At 68.5% G+C, this 17,310-nt stretch carries 14 protein-coding genes; 2 read left to right on the top strand and 12 right to left on the bottom strand.

Translation table 11 applies throughout. The annotated features are described in order from the left end of the window. Positions 1–14: 14 nt before the first annotated feature. From RQG77_RS00070 to RQG77_RS00060, 3 genes are all read right to left on the bottom strand, one after another. Positions 15–4,652, bottom strand: coding sequence for an ExeM/NucH family extracellular endonuclease (locus RQG77_RS00070; RefSeq protein WP_311242873.1), 4,638 nt, complete (start codon positions 4,650–4,652; stop codon positions 15–17). A 235-nt stretch (positions 4,653–4,887) separates the two neighbouring features. Then, the gene (locus RQG77_RS00065; protein ID WP_311243449.1) at positions 4,888–5,640 is read right to left on the bottom strand and encodes an SURF1 family cytochrome oxidase biogenesis protein; all 753 of its coding nucleotides are present in this window, start codon (positions 5,638–5,640) and stop codon (positions 4,888–4,890) included. Between the two features lie 58 nt (positions 5,641–5,698). Further along, a complete protein-coding gene (locus RQG77_RS00060; RefSeq protein WP_056309199.1) occupies positions 5,699–6,814 on the bottom strand; it encodes a GuaB3 family IMP dehydrogenase-related protein in 1,116 nt (371 codons plus the stop codon). A gap of 76 nt (positions 6,815–6,890) precedes the next feature. Between RQG77_RS00060 and RQG77_RS00055 the strand changes: the two genes are divergently transcribed. Next, on the top strand, positions 6,891–7,973 hold the full coding sequence (locus RQG77_RS00055; protein WP_311242872.1) for an FAD-dependent oxidoreductase: 1,083 nt from the start codon (positions 6,891–6,893) through the stop codon (positions 7,971–7,973). A 10-nt stretch (positions 7,974–7,983) separates the two neighbouring features. On the opposite strand, the gene RQG77_RS00050 is transcribed toward RQG77_RS00055, so the two are convergent. The 9 genes from RQG77_RS00050 to RQG77_RS00010 all read right to left on the bottom strand — a co-directional run bounded on the left by RQG77_RS00050 (position 7,984) and on the right by RQG77_RS00010 (position 16,714). Next, a complete protein-coding gene (locus RQG77_RS00050; RefSeq protein WP_311242871.1) occupies positions 7,984–9,672 on the bottom strand; it encodes an ATP-binding cassette domain-containing protein in 1,689 nt (562 codons plus the stop codon). A 74-nt stretch (positions 9,673–9,746) separates the two neighbouring features. Next, the gene (locus RQG77_RS00045) at positions 9,747–11,522 is read right to left on the bottom strand and encodes an ATP-binding protein (RefSeq protein WP_311242870.1); all 1,776 of its coding nucleotides are present in this window, start codon (positions 11,520–11,522) and stop codon (positions 9,747–9,749) included. Further along, positions 11,519–11,866, bottom strand: a complete 348-nt coding sequence (locus tag RQG77_RS00040; protein WP_311242869.1) for a response regulator — start codon at positions 11,864–11,866, stop codon at positions 11,519–11,521. The genes RQG77_RS00045 and RQG77_RS00040 overlap by 4 nt, the downstream gene beginning before the upstream one ends. Then, positions 11,863–12,006 (bottom strand): hypothetical protein, encoded by a 144-nt coding sequence (locus RQG77_RS00035; RefSeq protein ID WP_164481739.1) that lies wholly within the window; start codon positions 12,004–12,006, stop codon positions 11,863–11,865. The genes RQG77_RS00040 and RQG77_RS00035 overlap by 4 nt, the downstream gene beginning before the upstream one ends. Further along, a complete protein-coding gene (locus RQG77_RS00030; protein ID WP_311242868.1) occupies positions 12,003–13,490 on the bottom strand; it encodes a glycosyltransferase in 1,488 nt (495 codons plus the stop codon). The genes RQG77_RS00035 and RQG77_RS00030 overlap by 4 nt, the downstream gene beginning before the upstream one ends. Further along, positions 13,490–14,206 carry a PHP domain-containing protein gene (locus RQG77_RS00025; RefSeq protein ID WP_311242867.1) on the bottom strand — a complete coding sequence of 239 codons (717 nt, stop codon included), beginning with the start codon at positions 14,204–14,206 and terminating at the stop codon, positions 13,490–13,492. The genes RQG77_RS00030 and RQG77_RS00025 overlap by 1 nt, the downstream gene beginning before the upstream one ends. Continuing rightward, positions 14,203–15,192, bottom strand: a complete 990-nt coding sequence (locus tag RQG77_RS00020; RefSeq protein WP_311242866.1) for an ATP-grasp domain-containing protein — start codon at positions 15,190–15,192, stop codon at positions 14,203–14,205. Before RQG77_RS00020 ends, RQG77_RS00025 begins: the two co-directional genes overlap by 4 nt. Continuing rightward, the gene (locus tag RQG77_RS00015; RefSeq protein ID WP_311242865.1) at positions 15,192–16,235 is read right to left on the bottom strand and encodes a response regulator; all 1,044 of its coding nucleotides are present in this window, start codon (positions 16,233–16,235) and stop codon (positions 15,192–15,194) included. Before RQG77_RS00015 ends, RQG77_RS00020 begins: the two co-directional genes overlap by 1 nt. A 164-nt stretch (positions 16,236–16,399) precedes the next feature. Beyond that, positions 16,400–16,714 (bottom strand): DUF2277 domain-containing protein, encoded by a 315-nt coding sequence (locus RQG77_RS00010; RefSeq protein WP_311242864.1) that lies wholly within the window; start codon positions 16,712–16,714, stop codon positions 16,400–16,402. Positions 16,715–16,846: 132 nt separating this feature from the next. Here RQG77_RS00010 and RQG77_RS00005 point away from each other — a divergent pair, with 132 nt between their 5' ends. Then, positions 16,847–17,263 (top strand): DUF4190 domain-containing protein, encoded by a 417-nt coding sequence (locus tag RQG77_RS00005; protein WP_311242863.1) that lies wholly within the window; start codon positions 16,847–16,849, stop codon positions 17,261–17,263. Positions 17,264–17,310: the final 47 nt, after the last annotated feature.

Raw genomic sequence — 17,310 nt, 5'->3', positions numbered from 1 at the left:
CACGCCCGAGGGCGTCAGAACCACCCATTCAGGAGGTCCCACAGCCAGTCGAGGATGCCACCGATGATGCCGCCGATCCCGCCTGCGCGGTTCACGGTGACGGTGGCCGTGGCCTCGTCTCCGTCGGCCTGAGCGACCGCGACCGTGTACTTGCCCGGCTGCGTGCTCTTCGGTACGGTGACCGCGGTCGAGAAGGTGCCGTCCGCCGTGACCTGAACAGTGCCGACCTCGGTGGCCGCACCCTTCTTGGATCGCAGCTCGACCGTCACGGTCTCGCCGGGCTCGTAGCCCTCACCGGTGATCGTCAGCTTCTTGCCTGCGGTCACCTTCGAGGACCCGAGGTCGATCGAACCCGCGAACTCCGCCGGCTCCTCACCCGCGATCGTGAACGGCACCTGCACCGTGGTGCCGGTACCTGCGACGGCGACGGTGAGCAGCTGCTCTCCGAAGACGCCCGTGGGAACGGTGAAGCTGAGCGACGCGCGCCCCGCCTCGTCGGTGGTGTCGACGATCGTCGGATCGACGGCCCCTGCGGCGAGCTGCGTGCCGCCGAGCGACAGAGTCACCTCACCGGGCGCCTGCTCCCCCGCACTGAACGCCAGCGACGAGAATGCGACCGTCACCTGGTCGCCGGCGCTGTAACCGTCGGCATCCGGCGCGCTGACCGAGACACCCACGGCACGCTGTGCGAGGTCGGGGGTCGCGGTCTTGTTGGCGTCGAACCAGTCGACCATGGACTGAAGATCGATCTTCCCGGTGTCGCGCTTGCCTGTCCCCTCCTTGAAGGTGAAGAAGTTGTCTCCACCCGCGGCGAGGAACGAGTTGGCTGCGACCGTGTAGTTCGCCGCCGGATCGATCGCGGTCCCGTTGAGAGTGATCGACGTGACCCGCGAGCCCTGCGCTGCGGCGGGGTCGTACGTGTAGACGAGCCCTTCCGAGACGCCGAGCTTGAGGAACGGACGAGCGGAGCCTGCCGGCTGCCACTGCTCCTCGAGAACGCCCTTCAGCTGCGCACCGGTGAGGGTCAGCGTCACCAGCGTGTTGGCGAAGGGCTGCACCGTCGCCGCCTCGCGGTAGGTGACGTTGCCGTTCGGGTCGGTCGCGTTCGACGAGGCGTACGTGAGGTTGGCGCGGATGCCGCCCGGGTTCATCAGCGCGATGTCCGCGTCGGTGGACCATTTCTGCACGTCGGCCACGAAGTTGCCGATGGTGGACTCGCCACCGCGGTTCTCCGACCCGTTCGTCTGGCGAGCGCGGTTGAAGTCGGCGGTGATGTCTCCGACCTTCACCGCACCGAGAACGTCTGCGTCGGCCTTCGCCTTCGCGACGATGTCAGCCACCTCCGGAACCGCCGGGTAGAGCGGCTGACCTGCGGCCGTGAGCGGCTTGATCTCGTTGGTGATCGAGATCAGATCCTTGGTCTTCGGATCGACCTGCAGGTTCATGAGACCCAGGTTCTCGCCGTACTGACCGGCCGAGATGACCGGACGCCCGTCGATGACGTGGTTGTACGCGAGGTGCGTGTGCGCCGACACGATCGCATCGACGTCCTCATCGACCCCGTAGACGATCTCGCCCAGGGGCGATTCCGGAGTGATGCTCGACAGTTCGGCGCTGGACGCACCCTCGTGGACGAGGAGGATGACGACATCCGCCTCGCCGTTGGATGCGTCACCGTCACGAAGATCGTCGGCGACGGCGTTCACCGAGTCGACGATGCTGCGCACCTCGAGGTCCGCGATGCCCTCAGGGGACACCAGCGAGTCGAGGTCCTCGGTCACCGCGCCGACGAAGCCGACGCGCACGCCGTCGAGTTCCTTGACCCAGGCCGGGGCCAGCGCGGGCTCGCCGGTCTCGGTCACGAACACGTTCGACGAGATGTACTCCCAGTCCGCGCGGTCCTGCACGCGGTCGCGCAGGTCCTCCCAGCCCTGATCGAACTCGTGGTTTCCTGCCGCGCTGACGTCGAGACCGGCAGCGTTGAGCGCGTCGATCGTGGGGTTGTCGTCGTTGATGAACGAGGTGAACGTCGACGCGCCGATCAGGTCGCCGACACCGGCGAAGATCGTGTTCGGGTTCTCAGAGCGGAACTGCTGCACTGCTCCGGCGACGACCGCCGCGCCTGCGGCAGCGCCGTCGGCCTCGATCCGGCCGTGGAAGTCGTTCATCGTGACGATGTCGATGCTCACCGGCGGAATCTCCGACGAGACGCCGACGATGATCGGGTCGTGGTCACTCGAGCGGAACGGCGTACCCGCCTCGGTGGCGCCGAACGCGTAGCCGCGGTCGCTCCACTCCGGAGAGTTGATGCTCCACACACCGGCACCCGTGATCGATGCGGCCAGCGACGGGGACGCCAGCACGTGGTCGAGCGAGCCGAGCTCGCCGTCGAACGTGTAGGTGTGCTGGTCGGGGGCCTTCTCGCGAGCGACATCGCTCCAGCCCGCCGTCGTGAAGACCTCGATCGGGTCTTCCTTGGCGTATGCGTTGAAGTCACCGATCAGCAGGATGTCGCTGCTGCCGGTCGTCTGCTCGATCTGCTCGGTGAAGCCCTTGAGCGAGTTCGCCTGTTTCACGCGATCGGCGTTGAAGAAGCCCTGGCCGTCGGCTGGCTCCGCGCCACCGCCCTCGGGCGCCGACTTCGACTTGAAGTGGTTCGCCACGACCGTGACGACGCGGCCGTCGATGTCGAACGCCTGGGCGATCGGCTCGCGGGCGTTGCCCCACACGGTCTCGTCGGTCACGGTCAGGCTGTCGCCCACCGTCTCGACGGCATCCTTCTTGTAGATGATCGCGCTGGTGATGAAGTCGGTCGTCGCCGAATCGTTCAGCTCGTCGGGGGTCCGGACGTAGTCCCACTCCTCGCTGCCCAGCGCGTCGTTGAGTCCGTCGACCAGATCGGCCAGCGCCTCGTCGAGCGAGCCGCCGAGCTTGATCGAGTTCTCGATCTCCATGAGGGAGACGATCTCGGCGTCGAGTCCGTTGATCGCCGCGACGATCTTGGACTTCTGGATCTCGAACTGAGCCGCGTTCGCCGCGCCCCGAGCGTTAGAGTTCTCACTCTTGAGCGTCGTGAAGTAGTTGAAGACGTTGAACGACGCGACCTGCACGTCGCCGTCCACTGTCGGTGCAGACTCGCTGCGCGGGTTCGTCGCCGCGAAGCCCACCTTCAGGTCGTCGGACGAGGTGCTGTCGATCGGCACGACCGGCTGCAGACGCCAGTCGTCGAAGCCGTACTGCAGCACGTATCCGTTTTCGCTGAAGTCGACGGTGTCGCCGTTACGGACGACGAGGTCCTTCGTGAAGTAGGGCTGATCGTTCGGGTGACCGCTGTTCGTGACCTGGATCGACCAGCCGTCGTCGAGGAGGATCCGGTTGGCGCGGTTCGCCGCGGCGATCGCCGTGGCCTCCGCTCCCGGACGCACGAGCTCGGTGCTCTTCACGTTCAGATCGGCTCCGGCGTTCAGCCACAGCGAACCGAAGTTGTAGAGCTGGTGGCTCGATGCGACGCGGTACGTGCCGGCGGGTGCGACGTACATGTTCTCGTACTGCTCGCGGTCCGCTCCCTCGACCGAGTCGGGAAGCGGCGTGAGCGCGGGAACCCCTGCGCCCGCCTGCACCACGGAGATGCCGGACAGAGCCGCGGGGTTGATCTGCGTCTGTCCGAAGTACTCGCTGACCGAGCCCGTGACCGAGACGAGGTCGCCGATCTCGAGAGTCGGAGCCAGCGCGTTGAGGAAGACGAAGACGCCGTCGGACGCACCGGGCGTCGCGTCGGTCTCGCCGCCGGATCCCTGGGTCTGGATGACGATGCCCTTGTAGCCGCCGGTGCGGTGGTCGGCCGTGACCACGCCTTCGACCGTGACGGTCTGACCGTTCAGCGGCGAGACGTCGGTCGTGCCCTGCACCTCGGCGATGGAGACCGCGGTCGGGTCGGGCTCGGGCTCCGGGTCGGGGTCGGGTACCGTGCCGGTGTTCTGAGGAGTGATCGTCGCCGAGAGGCTGAAGTCCGCCTTGTTGTCGTCGGTGTCCTTGCCGTCGGTGCGGTTGAGCGACTTGACGTCGGTGTTGCCGGTGGGCGGCGTTGCCGCCGCGGTCTCGAACGTGTTCGAGGTGCCGTAGCCGAGTACGTCGATGACCCCGCCGACACCCGTGACCGAGCCGGGGGTCAGCGTGACCGCCGCGGTGCCGTTCACGAGGGCGAGCGTGCCGTTGGTGCCGCTCGGGTTGAGGGTGCTCACCGCGTCGGCCGTCGGCAGAGCGGCGCCGTTGGCCCCGTTGCTGCCGGCCTGCACGAGGTAATGGCCGCCTGCCGGGATGACTCCGGTCAGCGGCGCGACGCCGTTGGAGGCGCCCGTACCCGTCGCCGATCGGTACTGCAGCGAGAGTCCGTCGAGAGTGACGGGTGCCGCGGTCGGGTTGTAGAGCTCGACGAATTTGTTCGTGAACGCCGCGCCTGCGCTGCCTCCGGAGAGGTACGCCTCGTTGATGACCACCCCCGTCCCTGCGACATCGGCGGATGCGGGCGCTGCGATCAGGGCGCTGGCGCCGAGAGCTGCGACGCAGGTGGCGGCGAGGACGCCGAGACGCCCCCGACTTCTGCGATCTGACCCCGGAACCTCGCGGTTCACGGCGTCGGGAGCGGACATCATCTGTGTTGTCTCCTCGGGTATCGTCTGGCGACGGCTCTCGTGAAACCGTGGCTGCGCGCTCTCAGCTGACGCACATGTGAGCGAGCATACGGAGGCCCTCGGACAACCTCAACGGAGTTTTCCGATTGGTAACCAAGCCCTCACCGAACGTCGGAAACGACCCCTGACGAAGGTGGAATATTGCGTGCGTGCGCGCTCGGATGCGCATGTGGCCGCGCGCAGACGCGCGTCGGGATCAGACCGACTCGCCCGCCACGGCGTCTTCGAACTCCTCGACCTCGCGCTCCCAAGCATCCTTCGCGAGTCGGTACCAGAGGTAGAACGCGAAGCCCGCGAAGATCGCCCACTCGACCGCGTAGAAGACGTTGAGCCAGTTCACCGGCGACATCTCCTCGGGCGCAGGCGAGGAGATGTCCGACAGGCCGGCCGCAGCCGTCTGCGAAGCGAGGTACGGCCGATAGACGTCGAGCTGATCGATGTCGTGCCAGTGGCTCAGCAGCGCGGCGGTGGACATCTTGTCCATGCGCTGCGGGTCGTCCTTGGGCGGCACCGCTGGGCCTTCATCCGAGATGAGGCGTCCGGTGATCGAGGCTTCCGCCTCGCCCGCGTTCAGCTTCTCGACAGCGTCGTCGGCGATGCCACGGTCGGCCGTCCAGCCGATCGCCACGGCGATCGAGGTGCGATCGGCGACCCGCAGCTGACCGGTGACCCAGAAGCCCTCGACATCGTCGTTGAAACGGCTCGACACCACGAGGAAGTCATCCGGAACCCAGGTGCCCGACGTCTCGACCTTCTGACCGACGAGCGGCTCGGGCAGGTAGACGCCCGGCTCGACCACATCGGTCAGCGGACGCACCTCCTCGGTCGCTCCGGCGGGCGGAGGGTCGGTCTCGATCGCGCGCTCCAGCTGCCACTGACCGAGCCAGGCGAAAACGCCGGCGATGACCAGGCACAGCACGAGCATCCCGATCCAGCGTCCCCGGAGCATGACCTCACGAAGGGTCGGCGGGAACAGTGCGGGTGAAGTCACGGTGACGAGCGGAGCCTCAGGCCTCGTAGGGTGCGAGGACGACCTCGACCCGCTGGAACTCCTTGAGGTCGGAGTATCCGGTGGTGGCCATCGACTTGCGGAGCGCACCGATCAGGTTCGCCGTGCCGTCGGCGACGGGTGCGGGACCGTAGAGGATCTCCTCCAGGGTGCCGATGCCGCCGACCTCGACGCGGCGACCGCGCGGGAGCTTCGGGTGGTGCGCCTCGGGGCCCCAGTGGAATCCGCGGCCGGGTGCGTCGGTGGCGCGAGCGAGCGCGACACCGAGCATGACGGCATCCGCTCCCATCGCGAGCGCCTTGACGATGTCGCCGGACGTGCCGACCCCGCCGTCGGCGATCACGTGCACGTAGCGTCCGCCCGACTCGTCGAGGTAGTCGCGACGAGCGGCCGCGACGTCGGAGACGGCCGTGGCCATCGGCGCGTGGATGCCGAGGGTGGCGCGGGTGGTCGATGCCGCTCCCCCGCCGAAGCCGACGAGCACGCCGGCAGCGCCCGTGCGCATCAGGTGCAGTGCGGCCGTGTAGGTGGCTGCGCCGCCGACGATCACAGGCACGTCGAGGTCGTAGATGAACTTCTTCAGGTTCAGCGGCTCGTCGACGCTCGACACGTGCTCGGCCGAGACCGTCGTGCCGCGGATGACGAACAGATCGACGCCTGCAGCGGCGACGGTGTCGTAGAACTCCTGCGTGCGCTGCGGGGTCAGGGAGCCGGCGACGGTCACACCGGCCTCGCGGATCTCGGCGAGGCGCTGCGTGATGAGGGCTGGCTTGATCGGCTCGGCGTAGAGCTCCTGCATCCGCACCGTCGCCTGGCCCTCGTCGAGGCCGGCGATCTCGGCGAGCAGCGGCTCGGGGTTCTCGTACCGGGTCCAGAGACCCTCGAGGTCGAGCACACCCAGGCCGCCGAGCTGCCCCAGCATGATCGCCGTCTGCGGACTCACGACGGAGTCCATCGGGGCGCCCAGCACCGGGATGCCGAAGCCGAAGGCGTCGATCGTCCAGGCGGTCGACACATCCTCAGGGTTGCGCGTGCGCCTCGACGGCACCACCGCGATGTCGTCGAACGTGTACGCGCGTCGCGCGCGCTTGCCTCGGCCGAGCTCGATCTCCATGGTCACCACGTAAGCCTACCGGGCGCACGCGGAGGTGCCGACGGCTGGGACACTGGGAGGGAGGCCAGGAGGCAGTATGTCGGTGGATGCCGCGGAGATCGCCGTCGTCGGAGGCGGCGTGATGGGACTCGCCACCGCGTGGGAGCTGACCAGACGCGGTCATCGACCGGTGGTGTTCGAGCGCTTCGCGCGCGGGCATCGCGAAGGAGCCTCGCACGGGGCGACGCGCAACTTCAACAACGCCTACGACGAGGAGCACTACCTCGATCTACTCGTCCGCGCGCGGAACGGCTGGGACGCCCTCGGCCTGGTCGACGGCGAGCCTCTGTTACGCCTGCACGGTCTGGTCACGCACGGCGATCTCGATGTGTCCTCGGTCGAGCACCGCCTCCATGAGCGGGGCATCCACGCCGAGATCCTGTCCCCCTCCGAGGCGTCGGCTCGCTGGCAGGGCATGCGATTCGCCGATCCGGTGCTGTTCTCCCGAGACGCGGGGGTGGCCCGAGCATCCGCCGCCCTGCGGGAACTCGAGCGACGCATCGTCGACGCGGGAGGCGAGGTGCGCTGGGAGACCCCGGTCGCGCGGATCGACGAGACGGATGCCGGTGTCGAACTCGTGCTCGCCGACGAGCGGATCCAGGCCGAGATCGCCGTCGTCACGGTGGGCGCGTGGACCGAGAGGATGCTCCCCGGCATCCGACTTCCCCGACTCGAGGTCACCGAGGAGACGCCCGCCCACTTCCGACCCGTCGACGGATCGGCCTGGCCGTCGTTCAACCACTACGTCGACCCCGACCGCTATCCGGCGACGGTGTACGGGATGCCGACTCCGGGCGAGGGCGTCAAGGTCGGGTTCCACCGGGTCGGCGATGTCGTCGACCCCGATGCGCGCCCGCACGTGACGACCCACGCCGATGCGCTGGCCGACTACGTGCGCGAGTGGATGCCCGGCCTCGACCCGGCATCCGCCGTCCCGATCAGCTGCACATACACCTCGACGGACGACAGCGCCTTCGTGCTCGATCGACGCGGACGGCTCGTGGTGGGCGCGGGCTTCTCGGGGCACGGGTTCAAGTTCGCACCGGGAGTCGGGGCTACCCTCGCCGACCTCGCGCTCGACCCGACCGCACTTGCGGCCGAGCCCTTCCGCCTGCCCTGAGCTGTCGGGCTCAGCGGGAACGCGCGACGCGGCGCTCGTCCCACACGGGGGCGCCTGCCTCGTACACCTCCCCGTCCGAGCCGAACACGAGGAACCGTTCGAACGACCGTGCGAACCAGCGGTCGTGCGTGACCGCGAGCACGGTGCCCTCGAAGCGCGCCAGCGCGTCTTCCAGCGCCTCCGCCGACTCGATGTCGAGGTTGTCGGTCGGCTCGTCGAGCAGAAGCAGAGTCGCGCCGGACAGCTCGAGAAGCAGCACCTGGAACCGCGCCTGCTGCCCTCCCGACAGCGATTCGAAGGTCTGCTGCGCCTGACGCACGAGCCCATAGCGGTCGAGCGCCGAGCTCGCGGCATCCCGCGGCATCCCCGCTCGTCGTTCGTCACCTCGGTGCAGGATCTCGAGCAGCGTGCGCCCCACGAACTCCGGGTGCGCGTGCGTCTGCGCGAAGAGACCGGGAACCACCCGCGCACCGAGGACCGCTCGGCCGGAGTGCGCCACCTCGGAGAGCTGCTCCCCCGTCGAGGTCACGTGGCCGAGGGTCGAGTCCGGGTCGCTTCCTCCTCGCGCCAGCAGGCGGAGGAAGTGCGACTTGCCCGAGCCGTTGGAGCCCAGCACGGCGACGCGATCGCCGTACCAGACCTCGGCGTCGAAGGGCCGCATCAGCCCGGTGAGCTCTAACTGCTCCGCGACGACCGCGCGCTTGCCGGTGCGCGAACCGCGCAGGCGCATGTCGAACTCCTGGGCGGGTGGTCGCTCCTCCGGCGGCCCCGCCTCTTCGAACTTGCGGAGACGGGTCTGGGCCGCCTGGTATCTCGAGGCGAAACCGTCGTTCGCCGAGGCCTTCACCTTGAGGTTCGCGACCAGGATGCGCAGTTTCTCGTGCTGCTCGTCCCACCGCCGACGCAGCTCGTCGAGACGGTCCATCCGGTCGCTGCGCGCCTGGTGATACGTCGCGAAGCCACCGCCGTGCACCCACGCAGACGCCCCGGCGCCTCCCGGTTCGAGAGTCACGAGCCGGTCGACCGCGCGTGCGAGGAGCTCGCGGTCGTGCGACACGAGAAGCACGGTCTTCGGGGTCTGCCGCAGTTGCTCCTCGAGCCAGCGCTTGGTCGGCACGTCGAGGTAGTTGTCGGGCTCGTCGAGAAGCAGCACCTCGTCGGGGCCGCGCAGCAGCGCCTCGAGCGCGAGCCTCTTCTGCTCACCTCCCGAGAGCGTGATCAGCTCACGGAAGCGCGCTCGGTCGTAGGGCACTCCGAGAGCTGCCACCGTGCACTGGTCCCAGATCGTCTCGTGCTCGTATCCGCCGGCGTCTGCATACTCCGCGATCGCCGTCGCATACGCCATCTGGGTGTCGTGCTCATCTCGCTCGATCAGCGCGTTCTCGGCTGCTTCGAGCGCTTCCGCCGCCTGCCGGATCCGTCGAGGCGCGACGCGCACGAGCAACTCCTGAACGGTCTGGCCTGCTTCGCCGTGTCCGACGAACTGATCCATGACTCCGAGGCCGCCGTCGATCGTGACGACACCGGAGTCCGCCGCCTGATCGCCGCGGATGATCCGGAGCAACGTCGTCTTGCCCGCACCGTTCGGTCCGATCAGAGCGCTCGTCGAACCGGAACCGACGCGGAACGTCGCTTCGTCCAACAGCGGCCTGCCGTCGGGGAGGGTCAGCGAGACCCCAGCTACATCGATATATCCCACCGTGCGTGGCCGTCCTTCCGCCCGCATGGCGAGCCGACCAGGCTATCAGGAAGCGGGCCGGTGATCGATCGCACCTACCGGACGACCTGGATGGCCTCCGTGCGAGGGGCGGCGGGAAGGAGCATCCGGAACTCGGTGCCGACGCCCTCCTTGCTCGTCACGTCCATGGATCCGCCGTGGGCGAGCATGATCGCCCGGGTGATCGTGAGCCCGAGCCCCACCCCGGGGACCGCGTTCTGCGTCGCCGTCGATGCGCGGAAGAAACGTGTGAACAGCATTCCCTGCTCGTCTTCGGGGATCCCGACGCCGGTGTCCCTGACCGCGAGCTCGACCGCTCCGTCGAGCATCCGCACGCTCGCCGTGACCCGCCCGCCGGAGCCCGTGAACTTGATCGCGTTCGAGAGGAGGTTGTCGAGCGCCTGACCGATCCGCCCCGCGTCGATCGACAGACGCACAGGAGCGGTCGGCACCTCGGCGACGATCTCGATCCCTTCGCGCTGTGCGTGGGGTCCGGCGGACTCCACGGCATTGCGCACGAGCTCGACGACGTCGGCCTCTCGGCGCTCGAGCGGGAACCTGCCGGACTCGACCTGAGCGGTGAAGAGCAGGTCGCCCACGAGATTGAGCAGTCTCTGCGCGTTGCGCTCGATGATCCCGACGAACTCCTGCTGATCGGTCGTGAGCGGCTGGGCAGGGTCGTTCTGCAGCAGATCGAGGAATCCGATGATCGCGCTCAGCGGTGTGCGGAGCTCATGCGAGATCATGCCGACGAACTCGTCCTTCATGCGCGCGACCTCGACTGCCCTGGTCTCGTCGGTGATCACGAGCAGGTAGCCGTGTCTGGAGCCGTCCGAGTCCTGGTACGGCGACACCGTCATACGCGCGGGCACGGAGGATCCGCCGACCGTCGTGACGTCGATGTGGGAGTCGACCGACAGCCCCGAGTCGGCCTCGTCGAACAGCGCCCGCAGTCCGGGGTGCAGTCCGTCCTCGGTGCGCTCCGCACCCTGCGGGGCGAACTGCGCGAGCACCGTCGGCTCGAAGAACCTGTCGACTCGCACCTCGGCGAGTGCCTCGCGAACGGGCATGCCCAGCAGACGCACAGCGCCGGGGTTCCAGGCGCTGATCGTGCCGCAATTGTCGGTGGCGATGACCGCCTGCCCGGTGATCGAGTTCCACAGGCTCGTGAACGACTCCGACAGGCCGCGGTACTGCTGCTCACTGGCGCTGAGTTTCTCGAGCATCGCCTGGTTCGCGACGAGTGCGGCGGTCCGCTCGGCGACGAGAGCCTCGGCCTGCGACGTGCGCAATCGCTGCAGTCTGGACAGCTCGTTGACGATCGCGCCCACCGTCGCGAACACGAGCGGGCCGATGATGCCGCGCAGCCAGGCGGCAGAATCCTCGGGCGGATCGATGATGTTCGGCATCAACAGCGCGATCGAGGTGAAGATCCCGACGATGAAGACCTGCCTGCGACCGGGAGCTGCCGCGATCCAGATCACGGGCAGGAGGACGAGCGAGGAGAACAGCGACGTCGCTCCGCCGGTGCCTGCACGCAGCGCGCCGATTCCCAGGATGCTGACGATGGGGATCAGCATCACGACCCAGCCGTCGTACACCCCGCGAGCGGAGAGGACGCCGGCCAGCGCCGTGACAGCGGCGACCGCGAGGATGCCGGTGATCGCGACGATCGCGTCGGTGACGGGCACCCCCGGAATCGCCCACATCAGGAGCGCGGCTACGCCGACGGCTATCGCTGTCGGCCCCTGTTTCATCAACGGCGTCGGATTGTCGAAGTAGCGGCGCCACCCGCGTTCCATCGACGCCTGCATCACCGTGCTCGTCGTCATCGCGGCACCCCGCGGAGGAGTCTGCGCAGGTCTGCTCCGACGATCGGCTTGGGCAGTGCCCCGTCAGCCTCAGGGTAGTCGGCCACGTCGAGCACCGAACTCACGATCAGGAAACAGTCGGGAAACCTGTCACGCACCTGGCGGGCGCACTCCTCGCCGGTGATGCCCGGCAGCAGGAGGTCGATCACCGCGACAACCGGGTTCATCCCCGCGAAGGCGGCGATCGCGGTCTCCGCGTCCATCGCCGCGAACACATCGAATCCCTCACGGTCGAGATACCGCTGCAGGAGATCCATCTGATCAGCGCTGTCCTCGACGACGAGGGCCAGCGGCCGCGCGCTCATCGCAGGAACAGCTCTCGCACGATGACGATCACGACGACGATGCCGAGGGCGAGGAGCGCCTGCGGGATGAGGCGCTTCTCGCGACGGGCATCCGTCGCGATCTCCTCCTCCTCGGCGCTGCGCGAAGGTGCTTCGGTCATGAGTCGACCCGTCCGATCTTCTCGGTCTTGATCCATGCGGCGTCGGCGTGACGCCATTCCTTGATGTACGAATCGACGGTGATGGCGCAGAGCAGCGAGCCGTATCCGCACACGTACAGGAGCAGCCCGGCGAAGAACCGTCCGCCGGGGAGCGGCTCGACGGTGCGCGCGAGCCAGATGCCGAGCATCGAGATCGGGCCCCAGAGGTAGAAGATAACCGCCCACGTGAATCGGGTCTGGTCTGTGACCGCGAGTCCGAGTTCGCTCAGCCCCGCGTCGAACAGCCAGGGGAAGAGGGCTATGGCCATCAGGATCAATGCACCGAGCCCCGGGAACATCAGCGCTTCACGCCACGACTGACGCCCGATCCGCGGATCCAGCTGCACCGCGTAGAGCATCGAGAAGAGGTAGATGCAGGCGGCCGCGATCCACATGAAGCGGAACACGAACTCGGCGATGTCGCTGTGCAGGACCAGCAGCACGAGGAGGGCGGATGCCGCGAGGATCATGAAGGCCGGGAGGAGCAGGATCGTGAACCACGCGAGCCCGAACGAGAAGCTCCCCAGATTGTGCACCCGGCTGGGGCGGAACCACAGCGTGCGATAGATCGACGTCAGTTGCACGTTGCCTCGCGCCCACCGCAGTCGCTGCTTCCAGAGGCTGTCGATCGTACGGGGCTCCTCGGCGAGAACGACCGCGTGCGGCTCGAAGACCATGCGCCGGCCGGCGAGCTGCCCTTCGAACGTCGTCATGGTGTCCTCGGCGAGCGTGCCGGTCGGGATTCGACCGCCGATCGCCTCGAGGTTCGCGCGCGAGTGCAGCTGCGCACCGCCGGCGAGGCAGGCGATCGCGCCGCCCACGTTCTGGGTCCGGCGCGCCGAGAGCTGGCCGATCACGTACTCGATCGCGATGAAGCGCGTCAGATAGTTGCGGTCTCGGCTGCCCTCGGCGATGTACGCGGTGACCGCCCCGACCTTCTCGTCGGCGAGGTGCCTGCTCATTTTGCGCAGCGAGTCGCGCGCGAAGATGACGTCGGCGTCCATGATCAGCACGGCCTCGGTCCACTCATCCGCGAGGACGATCTCGAGACCGTGGTTCAGCGTGTGCGCCTTGCCCTGGCCGCCCTGGTCGCGGCGCAGATGCACGACGCGACCGGGGTACGCCTGGGCCTTTGCCGCCACGACCGCGGGGGTGTCGTCGGTCGACGCGTCATCGATCACGAAGATCCGGAGTCGATCCGCCGGATACTCCAGTTGCGTCAGTCGGTCGATCGCCTGGCCGAGCACCAGGCCCTCGTTCCAGGCGGGAATCAGCACGGCGATGCGAGGGTGATACGGAGCGGCCTTGCCGTAGTGATTGCGGAACGCGTGCAGGGGCAGCACGAGGAACTGCAGGCCCGTGTTGACGACGGGAAGCGTGCCGACGAACACGCAGATCAGCAGGATGACGACCACGACGGTCTCGACCCAGGTGAGCTCCGGCATCAGCGCTGCGCCTCCCGCTCGCCCAGGAGCTCGGCGACGCGTGAATAGCGCCCCACCTCGGACGCCACGTGGCTGTCGGTGGAGGCGACGAGCTCGGCTCCCGCATCACGCAGGGCATCGAGCAGGGGGATGCCTGGACACCCCCACTTCTCGTTCACCTCGACCATCGTGTCGGTCTCTGCGGCGGCCTTCGCCCAGGCGGCGATCCGTTCCGCGCCGAGGTCGCCTTCGGCCAGCCCGATCTTCGGGAGGAGGGAGAAGCAGTGCGCCAGCTGGTTGCCCGGGTGGCGGCGCATGGCGGCGATCAGCGCCGACACCAGCTGGTCGAGCGCATCCTCCGAGCCCCAGCCGGCGGCGATCCGCTCGCGCACGGCACTCGGGCTGAGCGGCCCCTCGACGCCCGGGAACTGGTGGTCGGCGATCAGGATGCGATCGATCCCCGCGGGCAGCACGGGGATGTCGAGCGCGCCCGAGGCATCCAGGATCTTCGCCTCCACGCCGGTCAGGACCGTGAGCCCCTCGGGAACGCGCAGGTCGCGCGCCGCGCTGAGGTACTCGGGCACCCATGTGGTGGTGCTGCGGACGTGATCGACGAGGCGGAGCGTCTCAAGACCCGCGACGGATGCGGCCGTGACGTTCTCGGCGAGCGTCGAGACGGCATCGTCCGAGAACGTCGAGTGGACGTGGTGATCGCCTCGCAGCAGGGCGTGGGTCACAGCTCCTCCTGATGCCCGGCGTGCGCGGACACGAGCACCTCGTCGACCTCGACGGTGATGTCTTCGAGGAAGCGCACGGAGGCGACCTCGCGGAACAGGATGTTCGTGGGGATGTCGCGCCCGAGGAACAGGTCCGCGACGAGCGAGGGGATGTCCACCCCCGCCGCGATGGTGAGTGGAAGCGCTCCGGGAAACCGCGGGTTGACCTCGAGCAGCACGGCCCGCCCCTCGCGGTCACGGCGGAGCTGCACGTTGGCGACGCCGACGAGACCGATGGCCCGCGCGATGGCAGCGGCGGTCTCTTCGAGCTCAGGGTCGTGCACGGTACGGCCGGCGATCGCCACACCCGAGTCGACTCTGGCGCGGGTGCGGGGTACGGCGGCGACTACGGTTCCAGCGGCATCCGCGATCACGTCGACCGAGTATTCCTCGCCCGGAAGGTAGTCCTGGACGATGAGTCCTTCATCCAGCGGCAGCGATTCGAGCGCCGCGCGATCGGGCACCATGCGGACGCCCCGGCTGCCCGCGCCCTGACGGGGCTTGGCGAAGACCGGGAACTCCCAGTCGACGGCGGCCGCGTCAGCCCCGGCGAGCACCGTGCGCGGAGTGCGACCGGTGGACTCGCAGCGTTCGGCGAGCAGCAGCTTGTCGAGCGCCACCGAGAGCGTGTCCTGGGACGGCGCTGCGAGCACGGCGGGCGCGAGCTCGTCGCGGCGTCCGGCCAGCGCGATCAGCTCGACGTCGACGGTCGAGATCACGAGGTCGAGCCGGTCCTCGGCCACCATCCGCGAGATCGCCGGCACGAAGTCCTCGTCTCGACCGGGCGGCACGAGACGACGATGCGTCGGGGGCACCAAGTAGATGCCGCTCGCCCAGCCGTCCATGTCGGCGGCGAAGACCTCGAGGTCGGAGCGACGCAGGAGGGAGCGGATCACGGCGACTCCGGCGGGACCTCCCGCGCCGGTCACCAGTACGCGTGCAGACATCAGCTCTCCCGCCGTGCGAGTTCGTGGGCGCCGATGAACTCGGCAGTCTCGCGCACGACCTCGAGCGGCTCCACGGCCGCTCCCCCGCCGAAACGCGACCAGTATCGGGCGGTGGCGGTCACGAAGTCGGGCTCGAGGTAGTCCCGCATCGCGGTCTGCGAGGCGAAGCACTCGAGCAGCCGGAGTTTCTGAGGGAGGTCCTGGTCGATGCGGACGAAGCGCGTCGGCCGGAAGTCGATCGTCGACGAAGGACTCTGATAGCAGGCAACGGTGCCCACCCGCCTGGTGGCGGCGATCGTCGCCTCGCTCACAGCCCGGTGGTCCTGGTGGCGGTCATGACTGGAGTGCGTGTAGACGATCGTCGGTCGCACCTCCTGCACGACTTCCTCGATCAGACGCACCGTCGCGCCGCCGCCGGAGATCTCCGTGTCGACGAGGTCCTTCAGGAAGAGCCGGGCGCCCAGCATGTCGGCGGATGCCAGCGACTCGTGCTGACGACTCTCGGCGTCTCCTCCGCGTGAGCCGCGAGAGAGAGTCAGCACCGTGATCGAGTCGCCTGCGCGTGCGTGAGCGGCGAGGATGCCGCCGACGCCGATCTCGACGTCGTCGGGGTGAGCACCGATCGCGAGAACCACCTCCCGCGAGCGGTTCGCCTCGCGTCGGGCGCGCCCCTCGGCCGCGAGCCGTGCGACGGCCTCGACCAGTCGCGCGTTGTCGAGCGGCTTGGTCAGGAACTCGTCCGCCTGCGCTCGCAAGGCCGAGACGGCGTATTCGACCGAGACGTGCGCGGTCATCACGATGACCGGCACGAGCGGATCCTTCCGGCGGAGTTCCGCGAGGAGCTCGAGTCCGTCGAGACCGGGCATCTCGATGTCGGTGACGACGACGTCCGGAGTGAAGAGTGCGAGGCGTTCGACCGCTGCGAGGCCGTCCTCGGCGACCACGACTTCGCAGCCGGCCCGCCTCTCGAGCACGGTCTTGACGAGCAGGGCGACGTCAGGGTCGTCGTCGACGACCAGGACGCGGGGTGCATCCTGAGGCATATCTGCAGCTCTCAATGGGGAGGTTCCCTGCCGGTCATGCTCCGGCAAGCGGCTCGCGACGCCCTTCGCGTCAGGAGCCCGAGGAAAATCGAGCGGGTATCCCTAAATACTGGCATACCGAGTCGTCACCGGATGCGACTCGATCCCCCGGGCATCCGGTCGCGTCACGATGCGGTGCGCGCAGCCCGCTTCTCCTCCTGGAACACACGGATCGCCTCGTACCGCTCCGCCGATCGCGCACGGCGTTTGGTCGCCTCATCCTCACGATTCTTGCGCGGCGCAGTAGTCGTCAGGTCATCGAGGAGCGCTCTGGTGGCGCGCGCGATCTCTTCGACGGCACGATCGAAAACAACCTGGTTCACCCGGGACGGTGTGGTGGTCCCGGCGATCTTGCGCACGAACTGCAACGCGGCATCACGACACTCGTGGTCTGTGGCGGCGGGCTCGAGGTTGTTCAGAGGGACGATGTTGCGGCACATACCGGCACGGTACGCCGCGGCGCGGACATGCGGAAGGCCTCGGTCGAGGGATGGCGCACGCGGCGCGTCCCTCAGTACGCTCGGCTACGAACGCGGAGACCCCAGCGACCGCCCACGCAGATCGGAGCGACCATGACGAACCCTCCACCGCCCGGAGACTCGCAGTACACCCCGCCGGCATGGGACGGCGCGGCCCCGGCTGCGGACCCTCCCACGAACCCGGCCGCATACCCGGTCGCCGGCCCCGGCTATACGACCCCGCCGCCCGCGCCTGCAGGGAACGGACTCGCGATCGCCGGACTCGTCCTCGCTTTCGTGGTCGCCCCGCTCGGTCTCATCCTCAGCATCGTCGCCGCCGTCAAGCTCGGCAAGGCCGGGGCTTCGAAGGGGCTCGCGATCGCGGGCATCATCGTCGGTGCGGTGATCACGATCCTGTGGATCATCGGCATCGTGCTGCTCGTGACGGTGTTCGCGAACCTGTTCTCGATGTGCGCCGAACTCGGCCCGGGCGTCTGGCAGGTCGATGGCGTCACCTACACCTGCAGCTGAGCGCACGCAGAAGAGGGGGGGGGGGGGGGGGGGGGGGGGGGGGGGGG

This window comes from Microbacterium sp. WCS2018Hpa-23 (assembly GCF_031843845.1).
In the GTDB taxonomy this organism is placed as follows: domain Bacteria; phylum Actinomycetota; class Actinomycetes; order Actinomycetales; family Microbacteriaceae; genus Microbacterium.
Note: the sequence above shows the minus strand (reverse complement) of the source record. Positions and strands in the feature narration are given on the sequence as shown.